Below are 23,674 nucleotides of genomic sequence, written 5' to 3'. Positions count from 1 at the left end.
AATGGGAAACTATGGATATAACTCCGAGGATACAAAGTCAATTAACCTTATTAATAAAAGTCTTGTAGAGGTTTTGTCTGAAGTTGAGAAACGCCCTCTATTGTGGTTAAGTGAAAGAAATATTCAGTGTTTAGACTCATTTTTAACTGGATGGTTTATAGGTAAGGGTAATCAACAAAAAGAAAGTGATGTATTAAAGGGGGTTCAGAAGTTTATTGAAGCTAAGTTTAAACAAACTAACACATCATTAGGATGGTGTGACATTATTGTAAGTAATGTTGACCCTTCTGAGACACTTGATGTTTTTTTTAGTCTGTTTCATGAATATATTGAGTCCCCTATTTCAAAGTAAAATATTAACATTGAAATGTATTTCATAGAGCAAATTACTACGCTACTAGATGGGTTGGAAAGCCCATTAGTAGCTGTATATTTCTTATGCTGTTCAGAAAGGCTGTTTCCAATGTATAAAGCTTTTTCAAGAAAAAATAATTGGGGTAATGAACAGCATCTTCGTAAGATCATGAACATTTTATGGGAGAATGTTAATTCCGAGGCTATTTTATCATATGAGGAATTTGTAAATGATATAAATAAACAAATCCCGCATGTAGATGATTTTGACGCTTTGGAGACAACTATTGCACAAGATGTGTGTATTTGTGTTGATGCTGCTTTACAAGCCTTATGTAATAAGCCTAAAACAAGCTTGATAGAATATGCCTTTGAACCATTTCGTTTGTCTATTTGCTACCAAAAAACAGGGTATCTCGATGTTGGTTCTGATGGAGAAGAGGAGTTTGAACAACTATTAATAAAAGACCTTCGCATTTTGTCTGAGTTTAAATATCAAGATGAAGATCTTTTATTTATACAGAAAAGTGATGGTGTGAGTTTGGATGATATAAAAAAAACTGAAGTATAGAGCTGAACATAATAGTTGGTCATTAGAGCGTTTGTCAGTTAGTTAGTAAGCTAAACTGTATAGTTTAATCTAAATGGAAATCAATAAGCAGCTTATGCTGTTTATTGATTGTGTTTTATTTTTAGTTGGGGGCTTATTAATTGAATTGACTTTTTAGTACCCAGTTTACATATCACTGATATTTTTTTATCAGCGGTTGATTTTCACATTCTGTTGTAAGGTGTGTCTTCTGTTTATACCTTAGCTTGAGCGTTATAGTCTAGGGGGATTTATTGAAGATATAATCTACAAGACCACCTATCCATCAGCGTTTTTTAAGCTGTTAGGTGTTGGTCAAGAAAAATACTGTCGTGCGTTATGGAGACAAAGTAACACTGCAAAAAAAGCACGTTGGGGCTTTATGGGTAATCGCCAAAATGGCCGGCCCGTTACTACATTGCTTGACTTCAAACTGCAGGCAGAGAAGTGGATTCCTGAAATTGGTGATAACCGCTGTTCAGTTGATGTGTATTTCTCTCCTGCTGAGTTCTTTAACTGGCGTCGAACACGGCAGTTAGCAAGACTTCATGCTAATTGGATTGAAATTGACCTTGTAGAAAAAGCGCAAGACTATTCTGCAGAAGTGGAAGACGAAGTGGTTAAAGAAGTCTTTGCTCAAATTGCTCAGTCTGGCCTTCCAGTGCCAACAGGTTATGTATTATCAGGCTCTGGTGGTGTTCATTTATACTGGGCATATGAGGCAGTTGAAGCATATCGGTGGCGTGTCAGGCAGTGGCGATTAGTTAGTCGTGCAATTAGCAAATGTTTAACAGGTGGTCGTTATTGGCAGGTAGATAAAGCAGCGACTCATGGACCCGCCAGAGTGTTAAGAGCACCTGGGACTATTCATGGTCGTACTGGACGAACTGTGGTTAGTAAACTGGGTGGACCTTTCTACACATTTGATTCGCTAGCCAATCAGTTAGGCATATTAACAGAGCCTCCAAAAAAGAAAGATGCTCAAAGCAAGGAGGATTATAAAAGAAACGCAAATTTAGCGAATAACGGTAACCCAAACCATAATGACCAATCTAAACAAACTCGAAAGCACACGATAGGTAAGTGGTGGGCCAAAACTTACTACCATGTCCTTAACAATATTCAGCAGGGAGTATCTGTTGGTAAGCGTAACAATACGGCTTTTATACTGTTTATCGCTTTAAAACACATGATGTCTGAAGAGAAGGCATTGGAACAAATCAAAACTATCAATAATCGATTGATCAAGTTACCTGAAGAAGAGCTACTACGTAACCTATCAACCGCACGCAAAGTACACTATAAGTTTAGAAAAGCCTCGTTAGCAGCGTGGTTGGACACATTGGGCATTAGCTCAAATTATTTGTTCGTTACTAGAAAGCCAGCTGCGCTGAATCGAGGTGAAATTAAACAGCGTCAGGTGTTAGCAGCACTTAAGGTTGCGCAGGTAAAGCAGCAGCGTACTTTGATGATAATAGGCCAGGCAATAGAAAATTTAGTGGAAGCAGGCATAAAGGCTACACAGAAATCTATTGCTCAAGTGGCGAGTGTATCAGTACGAACTGTTCAACGTTATTGGGGAGCATTGAAAGGCAAAGACGACATTAGCTCTACGCTCTATATATCCCCCCCTTACGCTAGTATCTAGTGCTAGCCTTATTATTCGTTTTAGTAGGTTAATTGTTAAGCTAATTTATTCTTGTTAGATAATGCTTATGATTAATTAATAAAGAATTAACTGAACAATAGTGTACAACCAAAATTTGCGTAAACCTGAAAATTATGGGCAGATGAATGAAGGGAAAACACGATAGGAAGCTGGCTGCTGAGCATGACAAGGCTAAAGTTGTTGGACACATGGCCAAATAGTGTAATTCAACTGATGTCTTTTTGATTAAGTAACTTCAGTTTCAATTAAGGCTAGATCTTTATCTTTCGTTCAAAAAAGCGTGAATGAAAATGAATTTGATGTATAACAGCAACCGAAAATGGCATCATTGGTTAAGTGAAAGCAAACTTTCACGAAAACTAACAAAAAAGCAGTACGATAGTTTGACTTGCATCACAAATGTTTGTAGTCTTCCTTGTATATACCTGCATTATTTTGAATGCCCACCAAAGGGTGAAACGGTGGGGCGTTGTCCTTCAAAATAAAGCCCAACAGTTGTGTTGTAATTAACTATATGCGAACAAGTAGTTCTGCTGAAAAAATGGAGAAATCGCATGTTAGACAGTAGTGAATACATTAATTAACACTGGGTTTTGTTTTAATCCCTTTTTTTCAATAACTATAATGATCGGTATTTGATCATTATTTATTCCAACTAACCGTTTGTGGCGTTGCATTGCTGCGTATTTTTTATGCGCTCAGTGGGTGCTATGTGCTGCAAATTAATTTTGCCTAAACCACTGTATGCAATTACAGTGGTTTGGTATACTCTACTGCTTTTGATGTACGTCTAATCGGCGTGAAATAGCCTGTAGCAGCGAATTGAGGCAAAACATGGCAATTATAGATTAATTGACATTAACCCCTTTACAGAGGCTCTAAGGCTGTTATAGTGGCATGGTGAAAATTATACGACACTTTAGTGTCACAAAGTATTGAAATAGACGGTTTATATAGATACTGATGCAAAAGTTGAAGGCTAAATACCAAAAAACCCCAGTGCGCCAACACTGAGGTCTAGTGGTTCAGCTTCGTAAAACGCTGCTGAGTTTAGCCTGTACACAATATATAAAAGTATACAAAAGCACACACATAGAAGTGCTTAATATACTGTACAGGCTGGATCAGTTACAACCTTTTGCCCCATAAAATGGTCCAAATATGAATAAATTGACAAAACCTGTATCAGTTTTGAGTAAAATATATCCATTTCTCCTACTTAACCTGAATAGTTATAGGGTTATTTTGTGTAAGTTTACAACAGGTATTATTACCCGAAATTTAATTGCACAAAAAAACGCCTAATGCTACTGAGCAACTAGCGAGGTTGCTGGTTGTTCAATTTCTAGCCGTTTAAAAACTAGTTACTTATTTTTTATACATGCTTGTAGGGTTAAGTATGGGATCTCGCACATCTAAAAATAGCTTATTAATTGGTAATATCCCTGTTGTTGTTTCGCAGGAGCTTGCAGTAAAGATTGGTTTGGATGAAGCGATATTTTTAAACAAGCTTCATTACTTGCTCACACCTAAAGAAAATTTCATTAATCATCGTCTGCATAAGTATGGTGGGAAATACTGGGTTTACCATACTATCGAAGAATTAATCGAAAAGGTTTTTCCTTATTGGTGTGCCAGTAAGGTCGAACGTTTATTAAATAAACTACGCAAATTGAAGCTAATCAAAACCGCTCATTTGCACTTTAGTGTGTTAGGTATCCGAGGTGTCAGGACGCTTTGGTACACCATTAATTATGAAGCGGTTTCGAGTTTAGAAAATACACAAGCAAGTGAGACAGAGCTTGATATAACTGAGAGAAATCAGTCTGTAGACCACGTAGTTTCTGGAATACCGCAAAATGAGGAAATCGAAACCCGCAAAATGCAGGATTGTACAACCCTGCAAAATGAGGAAATGGTCGAGGGTATATCAACACCGCTAGAGCCGGCAGAAAATAAGGCTTGTGACGTAGTTGGCACAGATCATGCAATTTCTTTAAAGAATAATTTAAAGAATATAAAAACTACTAACGTTTCTTGCTCAGAAACGAAACAAGAAACGGTTGATGATTTTGTAATCAATGAAATGCGAAAAAAACTGAGTGATGAGGAGTTCCAAGAGTTTGAATCTCAGATCAAAGCAAAGATTTTTGATTACAAGAGTTTTCAAATTAATAAAGGGCAGTATTTAATTAACCTTGGTGGAGCCCTGTTGTACGTACAGAACGGGATAAACTTTCTTCGTAATAGTTTGCGACGAACAGCTAAAATCACAGCTGCACTCGATAAGAAAAATACGGCGAATGCTAATTACCAGGAACAACTGACAAAGAAAATTCAACGCAAAACCGATGATCTCGCCTGGTCACAACGATCTACAGCTGAAGTAGTGTTAGACCAAAGTTGGGCTGATGGGATTAACTTTGATGATGACCTGGATAACCCTCATGCAAGGGATACGATGGTAACAGACGTGTATTCAGCACCAGCAGCTGATAGCAGTGATGTTGATTGGCTCATGGGGGATTGCTATGCCTAAGCCGAGTATTCAGGTTAATGAGCGTAATTTTCTTGATATTCTGGGTTATCTAAATAACCACATTGGCAATCATAACTGGTCACAGCGGTTTGAATTATCCAGTGAAATACACGACTCGCAACCAGTGTTACAAGCTATTGTACCAGTTGCTGAAGCTGAGCAAGTCAACAAACTACAGGCGTGGTGTGATGAGTGGCTGGATGCTAAAAACAACAGTCAGGCCTGGCAAAAGGTAAAACGAGCGGTGTACTTAAAATACAAGCAAGTTGATTGTAGAGAATCTGATCACCGGGTTATCAGTACACCACTGGAGGCTAGAGCCCATTTAATCCTCAGCTCTATTGCTGGTCATAAAACCATGTCGATGTCTGATGTGATTGAAAAATATTTAGGACCAGTGCAAAAACGCTTAGGTTAATTTTTTATTCAACAGTTTAATTAATTATATTTTCGTTTAATTTTCGAAAGGGTTTTCATGGCTAAAAAAATCAAAAGCACAGAGATTATTGGACCCATTGATGCTGAAGGCGGCATGATGCTGGATGTGGAATTGGGAATGGATCATTACACCTGCTGTTGGTTAGCAGGTAACGATGCATTAACCGCTAAAGGTGAGGAAGCGTTTCAGCAGTTCTGTGATTACATGAATGCCAATCAGCAAATATTATTATTCAACGGCAGCATTATTGTGGTGGGAACAAGAGCCTTTACTCAACAGGATATTATTTCAACGCTGCAACAGTTTGAAAATGGCGATATTGTTTGCTTTCAAGGTCATTACGAACCTTCTGACCACCTGTTGATTCGAGCAGGATTCAATGTGATAGATACCTTCGAAGTGGAAGAAATGAGCCAGTTAGAACGACAGCTGGTGGGTGAAGCCACTCACATTCAAGCAGATATTATTAGCATTGCTAAACGTTATCCTGCAGCACCAATGGAGGACACTCTATTTGGGCAGTTGGCAAATCATATCCAACAACACTGTATGCAACTGACATTGATTACCAACATTGCTGAAAAAAGAAATGGCGGGTTTTCAGGTGAAGGGGCAGAAGAGTTAAATAACCTGCTAATGGAGTTGGATTATGGGCTAAAAGACTCGTCACCCTGGGTTCACACCATTACTCAGCAGCATTTGCCAGCAAGTATTTAATCGTTAATGCGATATTTATTTATCGTCGTGGGTCGTTGAGTTATTCAGGTAAAATAGGAGGCTACTATATTTTTAGTGAATCAAATGGCTACCTCAAAATCAGCTGTATCTAATCAGTCCAGAATAGAAAACTTATTTCATCATCAAATTAATATTCCAGGTTTTGCCAAGTTTATGAGTGAATATCGATTTCATCCTAAGCGGTTATGGCGGTTTGACTTTGTATTCCTGGATTACAACCTGGCTGTGGAGCTGGAAGGGGGTACCTACAGTCATGGTCGACGTACTAAATCTGGCCAAACCCTTAAATCCAGGCACCTAACGCCTACTGGGTTTTATCAGGATTGTGAAAAATACGCTGAAGCAGCGATTCAAGGCTGGTCAGTATTACGCTTTGATAGCCGTATGGTTAGGGAAGGGAGTGCATTTGATTACACGGTCAGAGCATTAGAATCGCGAGGCTTTCGATGGAAAAAGGCGTAAATAAAGTAATTCTGGTAGGCAATCTTGGAGCAGATCCCGATGCGCGATATTTGCCAAATGGCACCGCTGTCACCCGGTTAAGTGTGGCAACCGGGGAAAAGTGGAAAGATAAACAAACTGGACAAGTTAAAACCCAAACTGAATGGCACCAAATAGTTCTGTTTGGAAAGCTGGCTGAAATAGCTGCCCAATATTTAAAAAAGGGTGGAAAAATCTATGTGGAGGGGAAATTAAAAACCCGCAAATGGCAGGCTAAAGATGGCTCAGACCGATATACCACTGAGATAGTTGCAGATCAGTGGCAAAGAATCGATAGCCAGGCTAAACAGAATCAACAACAACCAACAAACTATCAGGCACCACAAAATACGCCAGCAGCAGGACAACAGTCGATGTCTATGCCGGCGCAGCAAAATTATCAGCAACCGCCAGCTGACTGGGATGACATCCCTTTTTGAGCGGTCTGAAAGCTGCTCAGTATATACGGCGTTGTCGTTGCTCAAGACGACCAATTGCAACATAAGAAATTAAAAGCACTGTTCCAGCTATAAAGCTGAATATTCCAATATTGATGTCATGTAATAGTGAGTGGAGTAGGTGAGGTAGTCGGTCATGCAGGATACTAAAGTTAAAGCTGACCCAGCTATGTGCATCCAGGTAATGTAATAACTGTAAGAAGGCAGTTAGAGTGGCGAGTAACAGCAAGAAGCTGCCCAAGCAAAGTAGAAAATACCTGATTAAAGTGATCATTCCAGCTGAGACTAGTTTTGAGTAACGGCGTTGTTTGTAAGAATAAGCTAATAATTAAAAACATGTTGGGCGGTTGGCTCAGCTGTAGTATAAGTACCCTGTTACCAGAAATGGTAATATCTGGCATGTTCCTCTAACGAGGAGCTTGGTATAGGCCCGCAAAAGGGCCTTTGCTTAACTTCATAGATAGTATTCCACAAACTAACATTTCCAATATTGACTTTTATTCTCAAAAGTGAATGTATTTTAACCAGTTTTCCACAGTTATAGTGGATAACCTTGTGCATAACGTGTAGTAAGTTGGCTGCTTGTTTGATGTCATCGCACTGCAAAGCCGCTGGCCAAGAAAAGTGCTATACTTAGCAGCCATTAAACAAACAAATCAGCCTGAATCTTCATACTCTATCAGTCGTCTTCAGTAATTGGTTGTGTACTGTGTTCTTCCAGTAAGCGGTCTAAATCGGCTTTATTTTTTACTAGGCCTTGCTCAATTAAATATTTTTCTAAATGAGCCCATTTTGAGGTAGGCATATTTCTATATCTTCCTGTCCCTTTTTTTGATCGCCAGGTTGTAACTGTATTGCGACTAGAACAGAAACAAATTACAGCAACTTCATGGGCCTTCAATTTGAAGGCCTTTTGTACAATTTTTAGTTTTTCGTTGTTGGTCATGTAGGTACTAGTTGATTATTGCGCTCAATCTCATCAGCAATTCGTTTGATAATGGCCTTACCTACTATGGATTTACAGGTACAGGCATAACGTAAAACTTCTGGGATTAAGTCGGATGGTATAGGGCGGCTTACCTTTAAGTTGCGCACTGTGTTATATTCAGCCTCAGTCATTGGCAGACTCCTTTTTTAATTGGTGATGTTGGTGACTAGGGGGTTTTGGTTGTCCGTGCAAAGATTGACCAAAACTCCTGCCTTTACTTTTTTGCTGTTGGTTTATTCCTCACGACATCTATTCCTGCTTCATCTAGTGCACCCTCTAAAATAAAATCCATAGTAGCTGGCACAATTAAATTACCCATTTTTTTATACCAAAGCGCTGTTCCTGCTTCATAACCCAGGCCCATGACACAATTAGTGAGTACAACATTATTCACTGAATCGGTCAGTTCCATGGCTAAAATCGTGCGTTGATAGGCACTGATACAGCTTGGTATAACTGGATCCTTTCGTTTTCTAAACATATCCATACATTCCAATATTTTTTTATCATCCAGGTTAAAAAGTCATCTGTGATACATTCATTACTCGCTGATGACGGCAAGCAGTATATTATATAAATGCGCACATTGAACACATTTTTTTTGTAATACTTAAGTCGTAGATCAGCGTGAATTGAGTTAATTTTGATCGAATCAGCAACCATTCAGAGGTGTATTAATGGATGGAGTTTCTACTGACTTATACCAATCTCTTGGTATTTTCACGCTCAGCATTAAACTAGCGTATTTATTAATCGCAATATCCGCCTCATTAGCATTACTTCGAATTTACGATAAACGCGCAAAAATTTCTTTTTCTGAGTGGCTAAATAATGCAATTGAAAACCAATTTTTTACGGCGGTGGCTTTGTATTTTGGTATGCGTTTCTTTGCCGTGTGCTGGCTTATCAGCACCATTTTTTCCTGATCAATACGATGAAATGATTCGGTCAGCGAGTAAGTTATATTTACCTGAGATTGACTGGCGATTATTTAAAGCCCAGCTCTATCAAGAGTCTCGACTTAAGCCCAATGCTGTATCACCGGCTGGCGCACAAGGGCTTGGTCAAATTATGCCGGGTACCTGGTCTGATATCAGTCGACAGTTGAAGCTAGATAAACACCTGGTGTTTGACCCAGAAAGTAATATTCAAGCTTCCGCTTTTTACATGGCTAAGATGCGTAAGTTTTGGACGGCACCACGACCAGCAGCAGACAAACATTCATTGGCATTAGCCTCATACAATGCCGGTGCCGGTAATATTCTGAAAGCACAGAAACGCTGTAACAATGCACGACTGTATCAACTGATTATTAAGTGTCTTCCCAACGTGACTAGTCATCATGCTAAAGAAACGACAACTTACGTTAAACGTATTTGGCGCTATTGGGTATCCATGTTGGTAGGTTAATGCTGAATAAAGCAATATTTATTATTGGTACATTATTATTTTCAGGTTGCTTGCTGCAATTCTGGCAAGTCAAGGATCTGAAAAACACACAACAGTTACTGGTAAATAAAAATCAGCAATTAGTCAATCAGCTATCGGAATCACAAGCAGCGAATCATCAATTACTGCAATCACTGAATCAACAACGGCAAATCGCCAAAGAACGCGCCGCCAATCTAGATACAATTCAACAGCAACTAAACCGTGCGTTAGCCACTATCAAAGCTCATGACAAAACGACTTGGAATACTCAGCAGTTGCCTGATTATGTTGTCCGCCTGTTCACTGATCACCCCTAAACCCACCATTAAACCAGTGATTATCCGGCAGGTACCACCTGTCGAGTGGCTACAACCTTGCCCTAAGCCAGAGCTGACAGGTCATACCAATCAAGAATTATTAACGCTAACCACAACAGCATTAGCAGTGATTGATCAATGCAATGCGGATAAAGCAGCCATTAAGCAGTGGAGTGAAAGCGAGTCTAGCCATGAATGAGTTGTTAAATACCACCAATATTATATTAACCAGTAGTGCCGCTGTAGCCGGTGCCATTCTAGGTAACACTGGGTTTTGGAAGTTTATTCTCAAGAAAAAAGAAGAGAATTTAACCCATGCGAAAGAAAAAGAAGCACTGTTGAATGCCAGTAAAAGCCTGGTGGATATGCAGGCCAGCGTCATTGATTCGGTTAGAGAACATTTTGATATTACTGTCACTAACATCAAAAACGATTATGAAGAAAAGCTCACGGCTGAAAATCAGAAATTTGAGCAGGCTTTATCAACCATGCGGCTGAAGCTGGATAACCTGGACCGGGCTAACCGTGCCTTACATGAAGAAGTAAAGCAACTGAAATTACGTAACGAAGAACTTGAGCAAGCGAACAAACAATTAACCCAAATCCTACAATCATTTGAGCATTTGAAAGGTGAAGTGTGAGTAAAGGTAAAGACTATTGGGATAAATTAATTAAAGAATATGCGCAATCGTGGACAAAGACAAAAATTAGTCCGCGCAAGTGGTATGATGAGCATGTCGGTGACGATCGGTGGAACACTGCTAGACGCCATATTACAAAGGCTGCAGCAGAACTAGCATTGGAAAAAATAGCGACAGGAACTGCGCAAAAACACGCGCAATTAGAAATAGAAACGCGCAAAAAAACTGCGCAAAAGTCGACTAAAGTGCGCAAAAATACTGCGCAAATTTACCAAAATGCGCAAAATGATGGTGATGAAAGTGCGCAAATTGAAAAATGCGCAAATGTTATAAATAATGTGCAAGATAATTTTTCTGTTGGGGGGACAAATGGCACCATCGACTCCCCAAAAAATAAAATAGTTAAATGTGACACTCAATCAAACGGTCGCGGGGGCAAGCGTCCAGGCGCTGGGGCACCTCAAGGCAACCAAAATCGTTATGAGCATGGTTTATACAGTCGCTTTTATACCGATGAAGAGCGCCGATTTTGTAATAACAACCAACATTTACAGCGCTCGATTAAAGGTGAAATGGATTTAATTCGAATTCGCCTAGCTCGCACTGTTGCTTTAGAGCATGCCATCGATGAAGAAGAAGCCGAGTTGCCAGTCAGTGAGGTTGTTGATATGGAAGGTGATAACGGCACGGCCCCTACGAATAGCCGCACTGAAATCAGAAGGCGGCCCGACTTCGACAGCATTATTCAACGGCTAACGGGCCGGCTAAACCAGCTCACTAACTTACATGAAAAGCTGAAAAATGATGATGATCTGACGAAGCGTGATAAGCTCACGATTCAAACTAAAGTACTCCAGCAGCTCAAAGACGACAGTATTTCCCCAATACAAGCAGCTTATCAATTAGAAGGGCAAGGCATACCGCTACCTGACGTACTCAAACTGCAAGTAAAACAAATGCTCGATAATACCGAGCCCGAGACTGAGCCTGGTATTTCTGAAGAAGAACTAGACGCCTTGTGTGCTGAAAACAAAGCCAAGCAAGAAAAAGAAGCGAAATGGTTACAAGAACGCCAGGCATGGTTAACGGAGTGGCGTAAGGAAAATGGCTAAGCGCAAAACAGCGCTATCTTCCCCAGAATACCCGGCTTATGTTGCCCGCTATCGACATGACTGGGAGCGCCTGGCATTAGATGTTTGTGGGATGCACTTAACTCACCAGCAGTGCCCGTTAGCATTCTCAATACAACAAGAAGGGTGTCGTGTGTCGGTGTCATCTGGTCATGGTACCGGTAAATCCAGTTTGCTAGCGATGTTGATTATTGCCTTTATGACCACCTATCCAAAGGCGCGGGTAGTTATCACGGCAAATAAGGTCGAGCAGGTAAAAATCGGGATATTTAAATATTTAGCAGACTATTGGCAAAAAGCCGTCAACCGATTTCCGTGGCTGGATGAGGTCTTCACGCTGACGGCGGAGCAATTTTACGCCGTTGGTTTTCAAAAGTCATGGTCTGTTGGTATTAAAGGTTATCGATTAGGTAATGAGGAAGCACTGGCAGGCGAACACGCTGACCACCTGTTGTATATCGTCGATGAGGCTTCAGGCTTATCAGATAAGGCATTTGATTACATCACTGGTGCACTCACACAAACGGATAACCGATTAGTCTTACTAAGCCAGCCTACTCGCATTACGGGTTATTTTTATGAATCACACCACTCTCTAGCTAAAACCAGCCCTGATGATCATGGCTTTACGGCATTTCAGCTTAACAGTGAAGAAAGCCCCCTGGTCACTCAGTCTTATATAGTTGAAAAAGTAAAACAATACGGTGGTCGTCAATCACCAGAATATTGCATTCGCGTATTGGGCGCTTTCACTAAACAAGCTGAGGGTATGCTGATAGGTCGTGATGATGTCGACCGAGGCTTTATAAATGAAGTCGAGCACCGATCGGAATGGGGTTATATTGCCATTGCAGATATAGCAGGTGGTGAAGGTCGCGACAGCTCAGTATTAAACATACTCAAGGTGTCGGGCTTTGATGATGAGCGGGTAGCTGAGTCCGTAAAATTATTGGAAATGAATACTGGTGTGGATGGGGTTGAGTTTGCGGAAATTGTTGAAAAAGAAACCCAGTCATACCCTAATATTACAATTGGAGTAGATGCTGACGGCTACGGATTAATTACGGCTCAAACCCTGGAAAAAAGGGGGATTGATGTTATTCGGATTCACTGGGGCACCCCGGTCCATAGTAAAACCCAGAAAATTCGGTTTAGAAGTAAGCGCGACTTTGCATCAGTGATGGTAAAAGAAGCCTTGCGCGATAACCGCTTGCGTTTAAATGACCACTATTCAGTAAAACAAAAAACGCTAAATCAGTTTGTGAAAATTCCCTATAAATTTAATGAGGTTGGCCAGTGGCGTATCGAATCAAAAGAAAAAATGCGAGCGGAGGGCATTAAATCCCCGGATATTTTTGATACTTACGCTATGGCCTGGTTAGTCGACTATATACCGGCTGGCATGGAGTTAGACCACACCAATAGTAGTGATGAACTATTAGCCTGGGCTAAACAAAGCTTGTCGCACTGATAAATAAATTAAGGGCCATCAAGGCTCATGATTTTTAAGTAAGCGGGCGTGCTGACAGCATCGCTGGGAATAAACCCGTTTAAATCGTCAATAGTCAGCGGGTAATTATGGACGACATTAAACGCTTTTTTTACCCCAACTGATAGAGCTTTGACAACGCGATTGGTTGAATGATATGGCACTTTGACGGGTGTTTTTAGCCATTTGGGCTCAGTCACTTCTATATCTCCAATAAAAAATTTATAGGTGCTATCGGGCTCCTCAACCCAATGTAATTTCGGAGTCATGCAACCCCCTTGTGTTAACCATTAATAATAAGGATAGAGATGGTTAAGTTTTGATCGTTTGATCGCCTAATTGATAAGTTAATTAATAATAGTTTTTATTGGTTTGGTTTACTTTGATTAATTAACAAGTTAATTTACGACATGTTACCACATCTACAGGTCTTCTTTTAGTGTTAAGCAAACGAACGATTAATTAACTTACTAATCAGATTAAAAATCATACAAAGGATGTTTTATGTTGATTGGCTATGCCCGTGTCTCTAAATCAGATGGTTCTCAAGTATTGGACTTACAGCAGGATGCATTAACTGCTTATGGCGTATCCCCTGACAAAATTTATGTAGACCAGGCATCAGGGAAAAAAGATGATCGACCCGGCTTAGAGAACTGTTTAAAATCCCTACGTGAGGGAGATGTATTAGTTGTTTGGAAACTAGACCGTTTAGGGCGAGACTTACAACATTTGGTAAATATTGTACAAGATTTAGATAAAAAAGGCATCAGCTTTAAAGTGCTAACAGGTCAGGGGGCTGATATTGATACCACCACAGCAAGCGGCAAATTAGTATTTGGGATATTTGCGGTATTAGCTGAATATGAGCGTGAACTAATCCGAGAACGGACCATTGCTGGCGTAAAAGCAGCAAGAGCCAGAGGCCGAGTGGGTGGCCGTAAATTCAAACTCACCAAAGCACAAGTGAGGTTGGCTCAAGTAGCCATGCAAAACCGCGATACTTCAGTCAGCGAACTATGCCAGGAATTGAAAATTACCAGGCCAGCGCTGTATAGCTACGTTGGCCCTAATGGTGAGCTAAGAGAGAATGGCAAAAAAGTGCTAAATATAAAGTGATCTTAGAAAGTTGGTGATTTTCAGCCATATTCTAATAGCTTTTCAAGTATGAATAGTGTTTTATTAATCCTTATAAGCCTAATACAAATAATTAATTCAAAATAAATGATTGCTTTATGAAAATATCGATGCTATTTAATCGTGCTAGTCAACTCGAAGTTGAGCATAAATATACATCCTGTAAACCACTTGCACATATTAATGAACTGTGTAAAACCAATCCTGGGGTGGTAAATCCTAATTCAACGGAATTTAATGGCGAAGTGCTTGCTTCTACTGTTTATATAGAAGCTAAAAAGCTCCAGGATCCTATCAATTTCTTACTTGTCATCAATGAAGTATTAAAAAATGCAACCTCATCGCTATCGAATGACTTTAGTCAAGATAACTTGATGGATATCAAGCACGATATCTCAAAAAATATAGTTTGTAAGTTGCATAGAGATGAACGTGAACATATGTCTGAGTTACTTAGCTCTGAAAGGCTTCATGTGATTGCAGCTAAATTAGTCTATGTCCAAGACTGTTATAGTGGCAGTGGTGATGTGAGAGGGTTTCGAGCGCTTGAAATATTTAGTATGGTTAATTTTCTACATAAGTATTTGCATGGTGATGATATTAAGGAAGCTGACCCTGTTCAGCCAGCCTCGTTGGATTGGGAAGTATTAGATGAGGTTTTATCAAATAATTAACAACGCTTGCATTGATTAGAGTGCATATATTTTTCTATATAGAAAAATTAAAATACACACGCTCACCGAGGAAACATCTAAATACAAATAATTATTTATTTTTAGAGTTTGGTTTAACCACTTTTAAACCTGGTACTTTTTCAAAATCTTCAACATTACTGGTAAGTACTGCAAAACCATGGGAAATAGCAGTAGCAGCAATTTGCAGGTCATGAACATTTTTTGCTGATTTATTGCGAGGCTTTAAAAAATGGCTATAGAGCTCACCATAGGTTCTGGCGACTGACATTGAAAACTCCATAATAGGAATATGTTTAATAATGCCCTCTACAAAAGCAGAACGTCTGATACGTATATCAGCCGTTTTTGCCATGTGAACACCTACTAATAGCTCAGAAACAGTAACTGCCGCAATAAACGCATCACCATGAGCTGAAAGCCCAGACAATATGCTGAGATCTAAACGGCCATTTTCCGCGTCAATAAACACATTGGTATCAATGATTAGTCCCATGGGTTCTCCGGCAAATCAGCGTGGCTTCGGGCGTCTTTGAGATCTTCAGCCATTTGTTGAGCATCATTACCCAGAGAAGGCAAACTTTCCAGTAAGCTGCCAAGCTGTTCAATTGGAAATCCTTGTTTAGGCGGCGGACTTAGCTCTGCTACAGTTTGTGAGCCTTTCGTGATGTACACGCTATGGCCTGACACCCTTACTTTATCTATCACTGATGCCATATTACGGGCCAATTCAGTGGCTGAAATTGAATCATGTTGCCAGTCCATAACAAAACACCTTTGCTAAATAGTTGATATGTCTAATTATACATAAAATACATATAGTATGTAAAATATGTATTTTATCTTAAAGGTTGAGGAGGTCACTTTTTTGCCAAAAGCCCACAAAATAACTTAGCCAAAAATCGTTAGTACTGTCTTTGTCCAACGCTTTTTATAATCAGAATTGAAGCGGGTAAGCATGGATAACTCCAACTCTGTTTACTCTAAAGCTTGTTCGTGGTGGATATAAGGTATTGGGTAACATCAAGATTTTGTGGCCTTATATTTTTCTAGTATCTTAGCTTTGTTTTGTGCGGGTGGAATATTCGGCACCTCAATACCTTCTAGCCGCAAACTTGCCTGGTAATTATTTAACCTAACTTTGGCAAAATAGGCTTTTCTTTTATTGAGTTCTTGATCTGTCATCGCTTCGCCTAAGATAACACAGCGTAATTGAAGAGGCATAGGCTAACAGCCTTGATATTTCTGGGCTTCCTGCCATCCTTATTGATACTTCAAGTTGAAATAAAAAAGAAGTACCTATAATGAACACTAAAAAGCTTACCAAACTGTCGATGCAACACCCTCGTATAACGGTTCGAACACTGGCCACTTTAATGGCAATCAAGGATAACGAAGGCTGCTCAGTTTCCGAGTTATCCCAGTTTATGGGTGTTAATGAAAAAAACGTAGCGACCACTATCCGCCGCCTAGAAGAAGGTAGGGAAGGAAGTGGTGATGTGAAGCTAATTAAGGTCAAACAAAGCAAGGAAGATCAGCGCTTTAAGCTGATATGGCTAACGGCAAAAGGCAAATCCTTGTTACAAAGGTTGTAGCGAAGGGTTAGCCAACTTCAGATAGCTGTAATTGATTAACCAAATTAGTAAGGCGTTTTGCTGAGGTTAGCCGCTTACTGGCCATGGCTACTGCTTTAGCTTCGCCAATCAACACAACCATTTGTTTGCCACGAGTAACACCGGTATACAACAAGTTTCGCTCTAACAACATAAAATGCTGCATAGTCATGGGAATGACAACGCATGGATATTCAGAGCCCTGTGATTTATGGATTGTAGTGGCATAGGCCAGTGATAATTCATCCAGCTCATTAAATACATACTCCACTTGTCGCCCTTCAAAATCTACCCATAATTGATTTTCTTCCAGGTCTACTTGCTGAACACGGCCAATATCGCCGTTAAAGGCTTCTTTGTCGTAGTTATTAATAGTCTGAATGACTTTATCACCAGGCGCATAAGTCCAGCCAAACCGGGTCACTTGTGGGTGTTGGTCTCCATTTAATTGACTTTGTAAGGCAATGTTTAAACTGCGTGCACCAAGCCCCCCTCGGTTCATTGGACAAAGCACCTGAATATCATCAATAGGATGAAAATCATACCGCTTGGGTAACCGTTCAGTGACTACCTTCATGAGCATTGCTTGTGCTGCTTCTGCAGAGTCCACAGTAATATAAAAGAAATCGGTATCCTCGCCTTTTTTTGAAGGATAAGGAGGCTTCCCCCGATTAATTGCATGGGCAGAGGTAATAATTTTTGAAGTGGCGGCTTGCCTGAATATTTCTGTTAAGCGAGCCACGGGTATTTGTCCTGACTCAATAAAATCGGCTAAAACAGAACCTGGCCCTACAGATGGCAGCTGGTCAACATCCCCCACTAAAAGTACGGCAGCGTAATCAGGTACTGCGCGTAATAGCTGATTCATCAGCACTACATCGACCATTGACGTTTCATCAATGATTAAGCAGTCTGTTTCTAGTGGATTATCTTGATTACGTTTGAAATCAAAAGCAGATGGGTCAAACTCTAATAGCCTGTGAATGGTAAGCGCTTCTAATCCCGTTGACTCACTTAGCCGCTTTGCCGCCCTTCCAGTCGGCGCACATAATAAAACAGAAGCCTTTTTGGCTTTAATAATTTTAAGAATGCTGTTGACCGTCGTAGTTTTACCGACACCTGGGCCGCCTGTAATGACACAACACTTGTGATTAACAGCGGTTTCAACAGCTGAACGTTGCGAGGTGGATAACGTTATTTCGTTTTTTTGCTCAACCCACTGAATAGCGGCATCAATATCAATGCTACCCCAGGGTGTTTGCCCCTGTAGAAGTCGTTGTGCATGATTGGCCACCCCTTGCTCTGCTCGGTACAAAGGAGTAAGAAATACCACTTCTTGTTCGTTAATTTGATCAGGCTTTAAACGCTCTTCGGTAATTTCTTTAGCCAATGCTTCGCTTAAAATTGGCTGGGGGATTTCCAGCAAAGACTCTGCTGCTTTGAGTAAATTCTGAATAGGCTGGGCACAATGACCTTGAGAAGAAAACTCCTGCAACGTATGGCGTAACCCCGCCTGAGCTCGGATTAATGAAGTAGGCGCAATACCGATATTCTGGGCAATTTGGTCGGCTGTTTTAAAGCCGATTCCATGAATATCCAGTGCCAACTGATACGGATTTTCCTGCACTTTTTGGATGGCTTGATCACCATAAGTTTTATAAATGCGTACGGCTCTTGAAGTACCCACTCCATGGGACTGTAAAAACACCATAATATCCCGCACCACTTTTTGTTCAGCCCAGGCGGAGGTAATCTTTACTTGCCGCTTTTTACCAATACCCTCTAACTCCAACAAGCGTTCTGGGGTTTGCTCAATCACATCAAAAACTACGTCTCCAAAGGCTTTGACTAACCGCTTTGCAAAGTGAGGCCCAATTCCCTTTACCATCCCAGAACCTAAATATTTTTCGATGCCTTCTAATGTTGTTGGCACAATCGTCTTGATGGTTTTGGCTTGAAATTGAACCCCGTGCTTGGGGTCATTAATCCAAATGCCGGTAGTTTCAATATATTCACCTGCTGTAATTGAAGGGGTATTGCCGGTGACAGTCACCAGGTCTCGCTGGCCTTTGACTTTGACGCGAATGACAAAAAAGCCAGATGCTTCACTGTGAAAGGTGACCCGCTCGACAGGGCCTGACACATGAATTAACGGCTGGTGTTGGTGAATGGGCTGGGAGTGGTTAATAACTGAGTCTCTTATTTTAATACTACACTGATGCAGCCCATTTTAGCGGATACGAGTATTAATTAAAAAGAGTGAATTAATTGTCTGGGCGGTTAATCTGAAAGGACAGCTACAACCAGAGAAATCTTGTTCTATAGTTTTCTAACCTATTTACCAGCTTCAAGGTATCTGCTATCAATAACTATTGGCCATCCAATAACCAGCACTGGACGCTCAACATGACAACAAAAAAACTCCCTGCGATAAAAGATCGATACACAAAAACACAAATATTAGCTGAGTTAGCAGCAAACACCGGGCTGACAAAAAAAGAAGTCACAGCTGTTCTTGATGAACTGACTGATTTGATGGAGCGACACATTAAGAAACGGGGTTGTGGTGAGTTCACCCTGCCTGGCTTGATGAAAATAGTGACTAAGAAAAAGCCTGCTACCAAAGCCCGTAAAGGAGTGAACCCTTTTACAGGAGAAGAAATGATGTTTAAGGCTAAACCAGCCTCAGTGCAAGTTAAAGTAACACCGTTAAAACGCCTAAAAGACTATGCGTTATCATAGTTGAGTTACATCAATAAAGGCCTTTGCAGTAAAGCCTTTATTGACGGTTAAACAGACATTACTTAATACTGTCAACACCAACTTAAAAAGTCCGTTTTTTGCCAATTTAAATTACAGACTCAAAAATCAGCCCTGGACTAATACCAAATCGTTTACTTAAAGCAATGATGTGCTGCTTAGTTAAGTTTCGCTTTAGACATCAAGGTTTTATCACCAATTTCAGGAAAGTCTGAAAGCTTTGATTGGTGTTGATCAATGATTAGCAGCAATATAGCTACATCAGCAGGCGCTTGATGAGTTTTTTTCTCGAAGGCGTCTTCGTAATGTTCCTTATTTTTGATGTTGAGATAAGGATCAGCTACAAGAGCAAAAAGATCCCACCTGCTTTAACTGATTCAATGCTCATAATTAACGAGCTTCAATCCTAATAGCCATGGCAAGGCGGCGTTGATGAGTTCAAATCTTGCTTAGATGATAATATTGATTCATAATTACATCAATATTGATTCAGGGATATTGCCATGCGTACTACAGTGACTATTGATGATGCCTTATATGACAAAGCTCTGGAAATGGCTGACCCTAATATGGATAAGTCAGAGCTTTTCAGAGAAGCAGTCAAAACATTCGTAAGAGTACAAGCAGCTAAACGCCTTGCGGCTTTAGGTGGTGCAGCACCTGAAATGCCGGATATTCCTCGCAGACGCGAGGAGCCCTCTGAATAATGAGCGTGCTTGTTGATACTTCTGTATGGGTCGATCACTTCAGAAACCGAAACAACGCCTTGGTTAATCTTATTCAGATTGACTTGGCATTGACTCATCCAATGGTTTTAGTTGAGCTTGCTTGCGGGACTCCTCCAGCCCCTCGCTCTAGAACACTCAACGACATTGGGCTTTTACAACCAGCCAATCAAGCTAGCTTGAACGAAGTGATCGAGTTTATTGAGCGTGAAAAGTTGTATGGGAAAGGATGTGGTTTAGTGGACACAGCGCTACTTGCTTCTACACTGATTACCCCTGGTGCTAAGTTATGGACACTTGATAAGCGTCTTGCAAGCTTAGCTGAACGCTTCGACGTGAGATATCAGCCAGCTCTATCAAATTAAAACTAGGAGGCTCAGCCCTCCTAGTACCTTGTCTGTTATGGCCAGTTCAAGGCGGGCCAACACTAACAAAAACCCATAGATAGCACAAGTTATGTACACCTTTTGCCGTGTAGCAGTGTCACAGATGTTCTACGACGACGGCCTGACAGATTTAGCCCACTTAGCTAAAAAATCAGGTATATATCTGGTTGGCCAAGGGTGATGGCATTTATGAGGTAGTTAAGTTTAATTCGGGGCTGCCAATAACTATAACTTTAAAGCAGGAGATTTTGGCGGGTTTTACTTGACCACTTGTAGTTACTTATCGCACGGGTGAAATTTTTATGCACCCTCAATTACGTAATCCCCTCTGCACTTTCTCTAGAAATATTATCTATGCTATGCAATAGATCGACGTAAAAGTTTTGAGGGGGCGAGCAATGAAACTTAAGTTAATAGCTTTTTTTATCACTCTTAACACCTTTCTTTGCTTCACCACTTCTTTTGCACATCAGGACAACAACATAAAAACCGACCGTAAAAATATCGGTAAAATTGAATTTCACATTTCCTGCAGTGATGAGGCCCGACAAAAATTTGAGCGCGCTCTGGCTTTGCTACACCATATGATGTACGCACAGGCCAAAGAACACTTTACCGCCTTAACTCAGCAGGAGCCCGGTTGTGCTATGGCCCACTGGGGGGTTGCGATGACTTTGTTTCAGCCCCTGTGGCCGGGGCATCCCAGTGAGGAGAAACTTGACGAGGGCTGGCAGGCAATAAATAAAGCCAAAACCATTCAAACTATCAGCCCACGGGAGAAAAGCTATATTACTGCCACAGAAGCATTTTTTAATAACAGGCAATCTCTAACACACCCTCAACGGATTGCCGCCTGGGAAACGGCGCAACACAAAACATTTCAACAATTCCCCGATGATATCAATGCTGCGGCCTTTTACGCTCTCTCTCATCTCGCTACTGCTCCCAAAGAGGATAAATCCTATAGCCACCAAAAAGAGGCGGGAAAACTGTTGGAAAAGCTTTATCAACGAGAGCCCCAACACCCTGGCGTAATCCACTATACGATTCACGCCTATGACAACCCCATGCTTGCTAATCGTGCTATTACTGCTGCCCGCGCTTACGATAAAATCGCCCCAGATGTACCCCACGCACTCCATATGCCCACCCATATTTTTGTCCGTATAGGCCTCTGGCCTGATGTAGTTCAATGGAATGAGCGGTCCGCAAAGGCAGCGTTGAATTATCCTGCTGGAGATTTTATCTCCCACCACTATCTACATGCTTTGGATTATTTGCTCTATGCCCATTTACAAGGTGGGGATGACCAAGCGGCTAAAAAAACACTTAAGGAAATGAAAACCGCTAGCAAGCACCAGGAAACCTTCGTCAGTGCCTATGCCTTAGCTTCAATGCCAGCTCGTTTTGCACTGGAGCGCCATTACTGGCAAGAGGCTGCACAATTAGAATCTCGCGTGCCCGAAAGCTTTCCCTGGGAGAAATTTCCCCAGGTGGAGGCGATTAGTTATTTCGCCAAAGGCCTAGGAGCGGCAAGAAGTGGGGATCTCGCATCAGCCCAGCAGAGTATTCAGATGATGGACCAGCTTTACGCAAAAACCAAGCAGGCGGGTAGTAACTACTGGGCAGTATTGGTGGAGGCCCAGCGCAAAACTGTCGTGGCCTGGATTCATTTTCTGAAAAGAGACACTAAGACTGCTCTTGCCATGATGCGTCAAGCTGCAGATCTTGAAGACTCTGTCGATAAACACCCCGTCACACCCGGAGTGGTGCTACCTGCCAGAGAACTACTGGGAGATATGCTGATACTAACGGCAAACTATCAGGATGCTATAAGTGCTTATGAAGCCAGTCTTGCTATTTCACCGAATCGTTTAAACAGCATTTATGGGATTGGCTATGCGAACGAGCTGGCGGGTAATTCCACCAAAGCCAAACTCTATTACAAGAAGTTATTTGAGATTGCCGCTCCTTCAGTAAAAAAATTGGCACAAAAAACAAAAGGGAAAGATATTAGAGAGAGTCTCAAGCAAAGCAGGAAATTTCTTGAGAAACATCAAGCACTCTAATCTCTGGAAATTATCGCCCTGCAATCCCTATAAGAGGTATTACTTTAATTTGAGAGAAGCATTATTATAAGAAGTGCCACATAGATTTTAACACTTTTTATAAATTAACCGTTTCCCATTGGCAAGTGTGCTCTAGCCGAAACCTCTTTCGAGCGCACGGCTGTCGAGGGGATACGAAACATCAAATTACACCATGATAATTAAAGACTAGCTATACACCTGAAAAGCAAACACATATATTATGTTGGTGTGAGACCAATAGGTTACATATACTTAGTAGCTGATCCTCTTTGATTTCTAACAAGGATCTGCTTGATGGCTCAGTACCTCCGTTTATTCATATCGATAGTGATACTCTTATCTTTAAGTGCTCATGGGGTTTGCGAAAATATTTGGCATATATCTACAGGCCCAGATTTTGAGACAGATATTGACTCACAAGTGATTTCGATAGTCGTTAAGCAAGCATATGAACTTTCGAAGGAAAAAGTTAGGATTACCTCTTCCCCTTCATGGAAAAGATCTTTAATCGAAGCTAATGCTGGCCGTGTAGACGGAGAACTTTACCGTATCAAGGGTATTAGTAAGAAGTTTCCAAATTTAGTTATCATCCCGATCCCTGTAGGCAATGTATCTGCATTGGCTTTTACCAACAAAGAGAAATTAAAATCACTCAAAATAGATAGCTGGAATAGCCTAAGTAATCATAGTATTGGGATATTGAATGGTATTTTATATATTGAGGATGAATCGAAAAAAAATAATTTAAAAATGATTGAAAAAGTTCAAACCTATGACCAATTATTGAATGTTGTTTATTTTAATAGGGTTGACTTTGGCGTATGGTCTTACCCTACCTATCTCTCCTTTATTAAAGATAAACGATTTAATCAACTACATATATTTAAGACACCTTTATCTGTGGAATATTTATATCATTACATACATAAAAAAAATAAAAACTTAATAGTAAAGCTAACTAATGCATTAGGAATTATGCAAGAAAATGGAGAAATTAAAAAAATAAGGA

At 40.6% G+C, this 23,674-nt stretch carries 31 protein-coding genes; 23 read left to right on the top strand and 8 right to left on the bottom strand.

Annotation, left to right across the window (positions count from 1 at the left end; translation table 11 throughout):
* The first annotated feature begins 1 nt into the window (after nucleotide 1).
* From OQE68_RS29965 to ssb, 8 genes are all read left to right on the top strand, one after another.
* A complete protein-coding gene (locus tag OQE68_RS29965) occupies nucleotides 2–352 on the top strand; it encodes a hypothetical protein (protein WP_180572009.1) in 351 nt (116 codons plus the stop codon).
* Nucleotides 353–367: 15 nt separating this feature from the next.
* Nucleotides 368–925: a DUF416 family protein gene (locus tag OQE68_RS29960; protein ID WP_266196024.1), complete on the top strand. Its 558-nt coding sequence runs from the start codon at nucleotides 368–370 to the stop codon at nucleotides 923–925.
* Nucleotides 926–1,325: 400 nt separating this feature from the next.
* Nucleotides 1,326–2,591 carry a hypothetical protein gene (locus OQE68_RS29955; protein ID WP_266196023.1) on the top strand — a complete coding sequence of 422 codons (1,266 nt, stop codon included), beginning with the start codon at nucleotides 1,326–1,328 and terminating at the stop codon, nucleotides 2,589–2,591.
* Between the two features lie 1,420 nt (nucleotides 2,592–4,011).
* Nucleotides 4,012–5,151 carry a hypothetical protein gene (locus OQE68_RS29950; protein WP_180571417.1) on the top strand — a complete coding sequence of 380 codons (1,140 nt, stop codon included), beginning with the start codon at nucleotides 4,012–4,014 and terminating at the stop codon, nucleotides 5,149–5,151.
* Nucleotides 5,117–5,569 (top strand): hypothetical protein, encoded by a 453-nt coding sequence (locus tag OQE68_RS29945; RefSeq protein ID WP_266195966.1) that lies wholly within the window; start codon nucleotides 5,117–5,119, stop codon nucleotides 5,567–5,569. Before OQE68_RS29950 ends, OQE68_RS29945 begins: the two co-directional genes overlap by 35 nt.
* A gap of 57 nt (nucleotides 5,570–5,626) precedes the next feature.
* Complete coding sequence (locus OQE68_RS29940) at nucleotides 5,627–6,307, top strand: hypothetical protein (RefSeq protein ID WP_180571419.1); 681 nt, start codon at nucleotides 5,627–5,629, stop codon at nucleotides 6,305–6,307.
* Between the two features lie 84 nt (nucleotides 6,308–6,391).
* Nucleotides 6,392–6,790, top strand: coding sequence for a putative endonuclease domain-containing protein (locus tag OQE68_RS29935; RefSeq protein WP_219340231.1), 399 nt, complete (start codon nucleotides 6,392–6,394; stop codon nucleotides 6,788–6,790).
* Nucleotides 6,775–7,248, top strand: a complete 474-nt coding sequence (gene ssb, locus OQE68_RS29930) for a single-stranded DNA-binding protein (protein ID WP_180571420.1) — start codon at nucleotides 6,775–6,777, stop codon at nucleotides 7,246–7,248. The genes OQE68_RS29935 and ssb overlap by 16 nt, the downstream gene beginning before the upstream one ends.
* Nucleotides 7,249–7,945: 697 nt before the next feature.
* On the opposite strand, the gene OQE68_RS29925 is transcribed toward ssb, so the two are convergent.
* From OQE68_RS29925 to OQE68_RS29915, 3 genes are all read right to left on the bottom strand, one after another.
* On the bottom strand, nucleotides 7,946–8,071 hold the full coding sequence (locus OQE68_RS29925; RefSeq protein ID WP_255491078.1) for a hypothetical protein: 126 nt from the start codon (nucleotides 8,069–8,071) through the stop codon (nucleotides 7,946–7,948).
* Between the two features lie 137 nt (nucleotides 8,072–8,208).
* Complete coding sequence (locus OQE68_RS29920; protein ID WP_180571421.1) at nucleotides 8,209–8,385, bottom strand: hypothetical protein; 177 nt, start codon at nucleotides 8,383–8,385, stop codon at nucleotides 8,209–8,211.
* A gap of 83 nt (nucleotides 8,386–8,468) precedes the next feature.
* Nucleotides 8,469–8,735, bottom strand: coding sequence for a hypothetical protein (locus OQE68_RS29915; RefSeq protein WP_180571422.1), 267 nt, complete (start codon nucleotides 8,733–8,735; stop codon nucleotides 8,469–8,471).
* 196 nt (nucleotides 8,736–8,931) lie between these two features.
* Here OQE68_RS29915 and OQE68_RS29910 point away from each other — a divergent pair, with 196 nt between their 5' ends.
* Genes OQE68_RS29910 through OQE68_RS29880 form a run of 7 tightly spaced genes read left to right on the top strand, consistent with a single transcriptional unit; the run spans nucleotide 8,932 to nucleotide 13,244 of the window.
* Nucleotides 8,932–9,180 carry a hypothetical protein gene (locus OQE68_RS29910; RefSeq protein ID WP_180571423.1) on the top strand — a complete coding sequence of 83 codons (249 nt, stop codon included), beginning with the start codon at nucleotides 8,932–8,934 and terminating at the stop codon, nucleotides 9,178–9,180.
* Nucleotides 9,143–9,664 (top strand): transglycosylase SLT domain-containing protein, encoded by a 522-nt coding sequence (locus OQE68_RS29905; protein ID WP_255491079.1) that lies wholly within the window; start codon nucleotides 9,143–9,145, stop codon nucleotides 9,662–9,664. The genes OQE68_RS29910 and OQE68_RS29905 overlap by 38 nt, the downstream gene beginning before the upstream one ends.
* Complete coding sequence (locus tag OQE68_RS29900; RefSeq protein WP_180571424.1) at nucleotides 9,664–10,002, top strand: hypothetical protein; 339 nt, start codon at nucleotides 9,664–9,666, stop codon at nucleotides 10,000–10,002. Before OQE68_RS29905 ends, OQE68_RS29900 begins: the two co-directional genes overlap by 1 nt.
* On the top strand, nucleotides 9,971–10,201 hold the full coding sequence (gene lysC, locus OQE68_RS29895) for an Rz1-like lysis system protein LysC (RefSeq protein WP_180571425.1): 231 nt from the start codon (nucleotides 9,971–9,973) through the stop codon (nucleotides 10,199–10,201). Before OQE68_RS29900 ends, lysC begins: the two co-directional genes overlap by 32 nt.
* Complete coding sequence (locus tag OQE68_RS29890) at nucleotides 10,194–10,643, top strand: hypothetical protein (protein WP_180571426.1); 450 nt, start codon at nucleotides 10,194–10,196, stop codon at nucleotides 10,641–10,643. Before lysC ends, OQE68_RS29890 begins: the two co-directional genes overlap by 8 nt.
* Nucleotides 10,640–11,755, top strand: a complete 1,116-nt coding sequence (locus OQE68_RS29885) for a hypothetical protein (protein WP_180571427.1) — start codon at nucleotides 10,640–10,642, stop codon at nucleotides 11,753–11,755. Before OQE68_RS29890 ends, OQE68_RS29885 begins: the two co-directional genes overlap by 4 nt.
* A complete protein-coding gene (locus tag OQE68_RS29880) occupies nucleotides 11,748–13,244 on the top strand; it encodes a terminase (protein ID WP_266196022.1) in 1,497 nt (498 codons plus the stop codon). The genes OQE68_RS29885 and OQE68_RS29880 overlap by 8 nt, the downstream gene beginning before the upstream one ends.
* Nucleotides 13,245–13,252: 8 nt before the next feature.
* Here the strand turns inward: OQE68_RS29880 and OQE68_RS29875 are convergent, their stop codons facing one another.
* Entirely contained in the window at nucleotides 13,253–13,531 is a 279-nt protein-coding gene (locus OQE68_RS29875) for a hypothetical protein (protein ID WP_180572105.1), read from the bottom strand.
* Between the two features lie 235 nt (nucleotides 13,532–13,766).
* On the opposite strand from OQE68_RS29875, the gene OQE68_RS29870 reads away from it, so the two are divergent.
* Together OQE68_RS29870 and OQE68_RS29865 are read left to right on the top strand one after the other, a co-directional pair.
* Nucleotides 13,767–14,381, top strand: a complete 615-nt coding sequence (locus OQE68_RS29870; RefSeq protein WP_266196021.1) for a recombinase family protein — start codon at nucleotides 13,767–13,769, stop codon at nucleotides 14,379–14,381.
* A gap of 116 nt (nucleotides 14,382–14,497) precedes the next feature.
* Entirely contained in the window at nucleotides 14,498–15,073 is a 576-nt protein-coding gene (locus OQE68_RS29865; protein WP_180571830.1) for a hypothetical protein, read from the top strand.
* A gap of 91 nt (nucleotides 15,074–15,164) precedes the next feature.
* Here the strand turns inward: OQE68_RS29865 and OQE68_RS29860 are convergent, their stop codons facing one another.
* The 3 genes from OQE68_RS29860 to OQE68_RS29850 all read right to left on the bottom strand — a co-directional run bounded on the left by OQE68_RS29860 (nucleotide 15,165) and on the right by OQE68_RS29850 (nucleotide 16,315).
* On the bottom strand, nucleotides 15,165–15,587 hold the full coding sequence (locus tag OQE68_RS29860) for a type II toxin-antitoxin system VapC family toxin (RefSeq protein WP_180571829.1): 423 nt from the start codon (nucleotides 15,585–15,587) through the stop codon (nucleotides 15,165–15,167).
* Nucleotides 15,578–15,856 (bottom strand): type II toxin-antitoxin system Phd/YefM family antitoxin, encoded by a 279-nt coding sequence (locus OQE68_RS29855; RefSeq protein WP_180571828.1) that lies wholly within the window; start codon nucleotides 15,854–15,856, stop codon nucleotides 15,578–15,580. Before OQE68_RS29855 ends, OQE68_RS29860 begins: the two co-directional genes overlap by 10 nt.
* A gap of 258 nt (nucleotides 15,857–16,114) precedes the next feature.
* Nucleotides 16,115–16,315 carry a YhfG family protein gene (locus tag OQE68_RS29850; protein WP_219340270.1) on the bottom strand — a complete coding sequence of 67 codons (201 nt, stop codon included), beginning with the start codon at nucleotides 16,313–16,315 and terminating at the stop codon, nucleotides 16,115–16,117.
* Between the two features lie 80 nt (nucleotides 16,316–16,395).
* On the opposite strand from OQE68_RS29850, the gene OQE68_RS29845 reads away from it, so the two are divergent.
* Complete coding sequence (locus OQE68_RS29845) at nucleotides 16,396–16,686, top strand: MarR family winged helix-turn-helix transcriptional regulator (protein WP_266195975.1); 291 nt, start codon at nucleotides 16,396–16,398, stop codon at nucleotides 16,684–16,686.
* Between the two features lie 7 nt (nucleotides 16,687–16,693).
* On the opposite strand, the gene recD2 is transcribed toward OQE68_RS29845, so the two are convergent.
* The gene (gene recD2, locus OQE68_RS29840) at nucleotides 16,694–18,847 is read right to left on the bottom strand and encodes an SF1B family DNA helicase RecD2 (RefSeq protein ID WP_266196020.1); all 2,154 of its coding nucleotides are present in this window, start codon (nucleotides 18,845–18,847) and stop codon (nucleotides 16,694–16,696) included.
* 263 nt (nucleotides 18,848–19,110) lie between these two features.
* On the opposite strand from recD2, the gene OQE68_RS29835 reads away from it, so the two are divergent.
* From OQE68_RS29835 to OQE68_RS29815, 5 genes are all read left to right on the top strand, one after another.
* The gene (locus OQE68_RS29835; protein ID WP_266196019.1) at nucleotides 19,111–19,446 is read left to right on the top strand and encodes an HU family DNA-binding protein; all 336 of its coding nucleotides are present in this window, start codon (nucleotides 19,111–19,113) and stop codon (nucleotides 19,444–19,446) included.
* Nucleotides 19,447–19,967: 521 nt separating this feature from the next.
* Nucleotides 19,968–20,171, top strand: coding sequence for a type II toxin-antitoxin system VapB family antitoxin (locus OQE68_RS29830; protein WP_180571991.1), 204 nt, complete (start codon nucleotides 19,968–19,970; stop codon nucleotides 20,169–20,171).
* Nucleotides 20,171–20,554, top strand: a complete 384-nt coding sequence (locus OQE68_RS29825) for a type II toxin-antitoxin system VapC family toxin (protein ID WP_180571992.1) — start codon at nucleotides 20,171–20,173, stop codon at nucleotides 20,552–20,554. The genes OQE68_RS29830 and OQE68_RS29825 overlap by 1 nt, the downstream gene beginning before the upstream one ends.
* A 605-nt stretch (nucleotides 20,555–21,159) precedes the next feature.
* Nucleotides 21,160–22,644: a tetratricopeptide repeat protein gene (locus OQE68_RS29820; RefSeq protein ID WP_180571600.1), complete on the top strand. Its 1,485-nt coding sequence runs from the start codon at nucleotides 21,160–21,162 to the stop codon at nucleotides 22,642–22,644.
* A gap of 315 nt (nucleotides 22,645–22,959) precedes the next feature.
* The coding region (locus tag OQE68_RS29815) for a substrate-binding periplasmic protein (RefSeq protein ID WP_266196018.1) at nucleotides 22,960–23,674 on the top strand (715 nt) is incomplete at its 3' end.

Origin of the sequence: Spartinivicinus marinus, from assembly GCF_026309355.1 — a bacterium.
GTDB classification, from domain to species: domain Bacteria; phylum Pseudomonadota; class Gammaproteobacteria; order Pseudomonadales; family Zooshikellaceae; genus Spartinivicinus; species Spartinivicinus marinus.
The sequence above is the reverse complement of the archived record's forward strand: the minus strand, read 5'-3'. Positions and strand labels throughout refer to the sequence as shown.

Excerpts from the sequence above, each read along its gene's own strand:
- OQE68_RS29915 (WP_180571422.1), bottom strand. The coding sequence starts at position 8,735 with ATGTTTAGAAAACGAAAGGATCCAGTTATACCAAGCTGTATCAGTGCC.
- OQE68_RS29880 (WP_266196022.1), top strand. The coding sequence starts at position 11,748 with ATGGCTAAGCGCAAAACAGCGCTATCTTCCCCAGAATACCCGGCTTAT.
- OQE68_RS29925 (WP_255491078.1), bottom strand. The coding sequence starts at position 8,071 with ATGCCTACCTCAAAATGGGCTCATTTAGAAAAATATTTAATTGAGCAA.
- OQE68_RS29935 (WP_219340231.1), top strand. The coding sequence starts at position 6,392 with ATGGCTACCTCAAAATCAGCTGTATCTAATCAGTCCAGAATAGAAAAC.
- OQE68_RS29845 (WP_266195975.1), top strand. The coding sequence starts at position 16,396 with ATGAACACTAAAAAGCTTACCAAACTGTCGATGCAACACCCTCGTATA.
- OQE68_RS29835 (WP_266196019.1), top strand. The coding sequence starts at position 19,111 with ATGACAACAAAAAAACTCCCTGCGATAAAAGATCGATACACAAAAACA.
- OQE68_RS29855 (WP_180571828.1), bottom strand. The coding sequence starts at position 15,856 with ATGGACTGGCAACATGATTCAATTTCAGCCACTGAATTGGCCCGTAAT.
- OQE68_RS29830 (WP_180571991.1), top strand. The coding sequence starts at position 19,968 with ATGCGTACTACAGTGACTATTGATGATGCCTTATATGACAAAGCTCTG.
- OQE68_RS29820 (WP_180571600.1), top strand. The coding sequence starts at position 21,160 with ATGATGTACGCACAGGCCAAAGAACACTTTACCGCCTTAACTCAGCAG.
- OQE68_RS29870 (WP_266196021.1), top strand. The coding sequence starts at position 13,767 with ATGTTGATTGGCTATGCCCGTGTCTCTAAATCAGATGGTTCTCAAGTA.
- OQE68_RS29965 (WP_180572009.1), top strand. The coding sequence starts at position 2 with ATGGGAAACTATGGATATAACTCCGAGGATACAAAGTCAATTAACCTT.
- ssb (WP_180571420.1), top strand. The coding sequence starts at position 6,775 with ATGGAAAAAGGCGTAAATAAAGTAATTCTGGTAGGCAATCTTGGAGCA.
- OQE68_RS29875 (WP_180572105.1), bottom strand. The coding sequence starts at position 13,531 with ATGACTCCGAAATTACATTGGGTTGAGGAGCCCGATAGCACCTATAAA.
- OQE68_RS29950 (WP_180571417.1), top strand. The coding sequence starts at position 4,012 with ATGGGATCTCGCACATCTAAAAATAGCTTATTAATTGGTAATATCCCT.
- OQE68_RS29890 (WP_180571426.1), top strand. The coding sequence starts at position 10,194 with ATGAATGAGTTGTTAAATACCACCAATATTATATTAACCAGTAGTGCC.
- OQE68_RS29945 (WP_266195966.1), top strand. The coding sequence starts at position 5,117 with ATGTTGATTGGCTCATGGGGGATTGCTATGCCTAAGCCGAGTATTCAG.
- OQE68_RS29900 (WP_180571424.1), top strand. The coding sequence starts at position 9,664 with ATGCTGAATAAAGCAATATTTATTATTGGTACATTATTATTTTCAGGT.
- OQE68_RS29960 (WP_266196024.1), top strand. The coding sequence starts at position 368 with ATGTATTTCATAGAGCAAATTACTACGCTACTAGATGGGTTGGAAAGC.
- OQE68_RS29920 (WP_180571421.1), bottom strand. The coding sequence starts at position 8,385 with ATGACTGAGGCTGAATATAACACAGTGCGCAACTTAAAGGTAAGCCGC.
- OQE68_RS29865 (WP_180571830.1), top strand. The coding sequence starts at position 14,498 with ATGAAAATATCGATGCTATTTAATCGTGCTAGTCAACTCGAAGTTGAG.
- OQE68_RS29910 (WP_180571423.1), top strand. The coding sequence starts at position 8,932 with ATGGATGGAGTTTCTACTGACTTATACCAATCTCTTGGTATTTTCACG.
- OQE68_RS29955 (WP_266196023.1), top strand. The coding sequence starts at position 1,326 with ATGGGTAATCGCCAAAATGGCCGGCCCGTTACTACATTGCTTGACTTC.
- OQE68_RS29940 (WP_180571419.1), top strand. The coding sequence starts at position 5,627 with ATGGCTAAAAAAATCAAAAGCACAGAGATTATTGGACCCATTGATGCT.
- OQE68_RS29860 (WP_180571829.1), bottom strand. The coding sequence starts at position 15,587 with ATGGGACTAATCATTGATACCAATGTGTTTATTGACGCGGAAAATGGC.
- OQE68_RS29825 (WP_180571992.1), top strand. The coding sequence starts at position 20,171 with ATGAGCGTGCTTGTTGATACTTCTGTATGGGTCGATCACTTCAGAAAC.
- OQE68_RS29850 (WP_219340270.1), bottom strand. The coding sequence starts at position 16,315 with ATGCCTCTTCAATTACGCTGTGTTATCTTAGGCGAAGCGATGACAGAT.
- lysC (WP_180571425.1), top strand. The coding sequence starts at position 9,971 with ATGTTGTCCGCCTGTTCACTGATCACCCCTAAACCCACCATTAAACCA.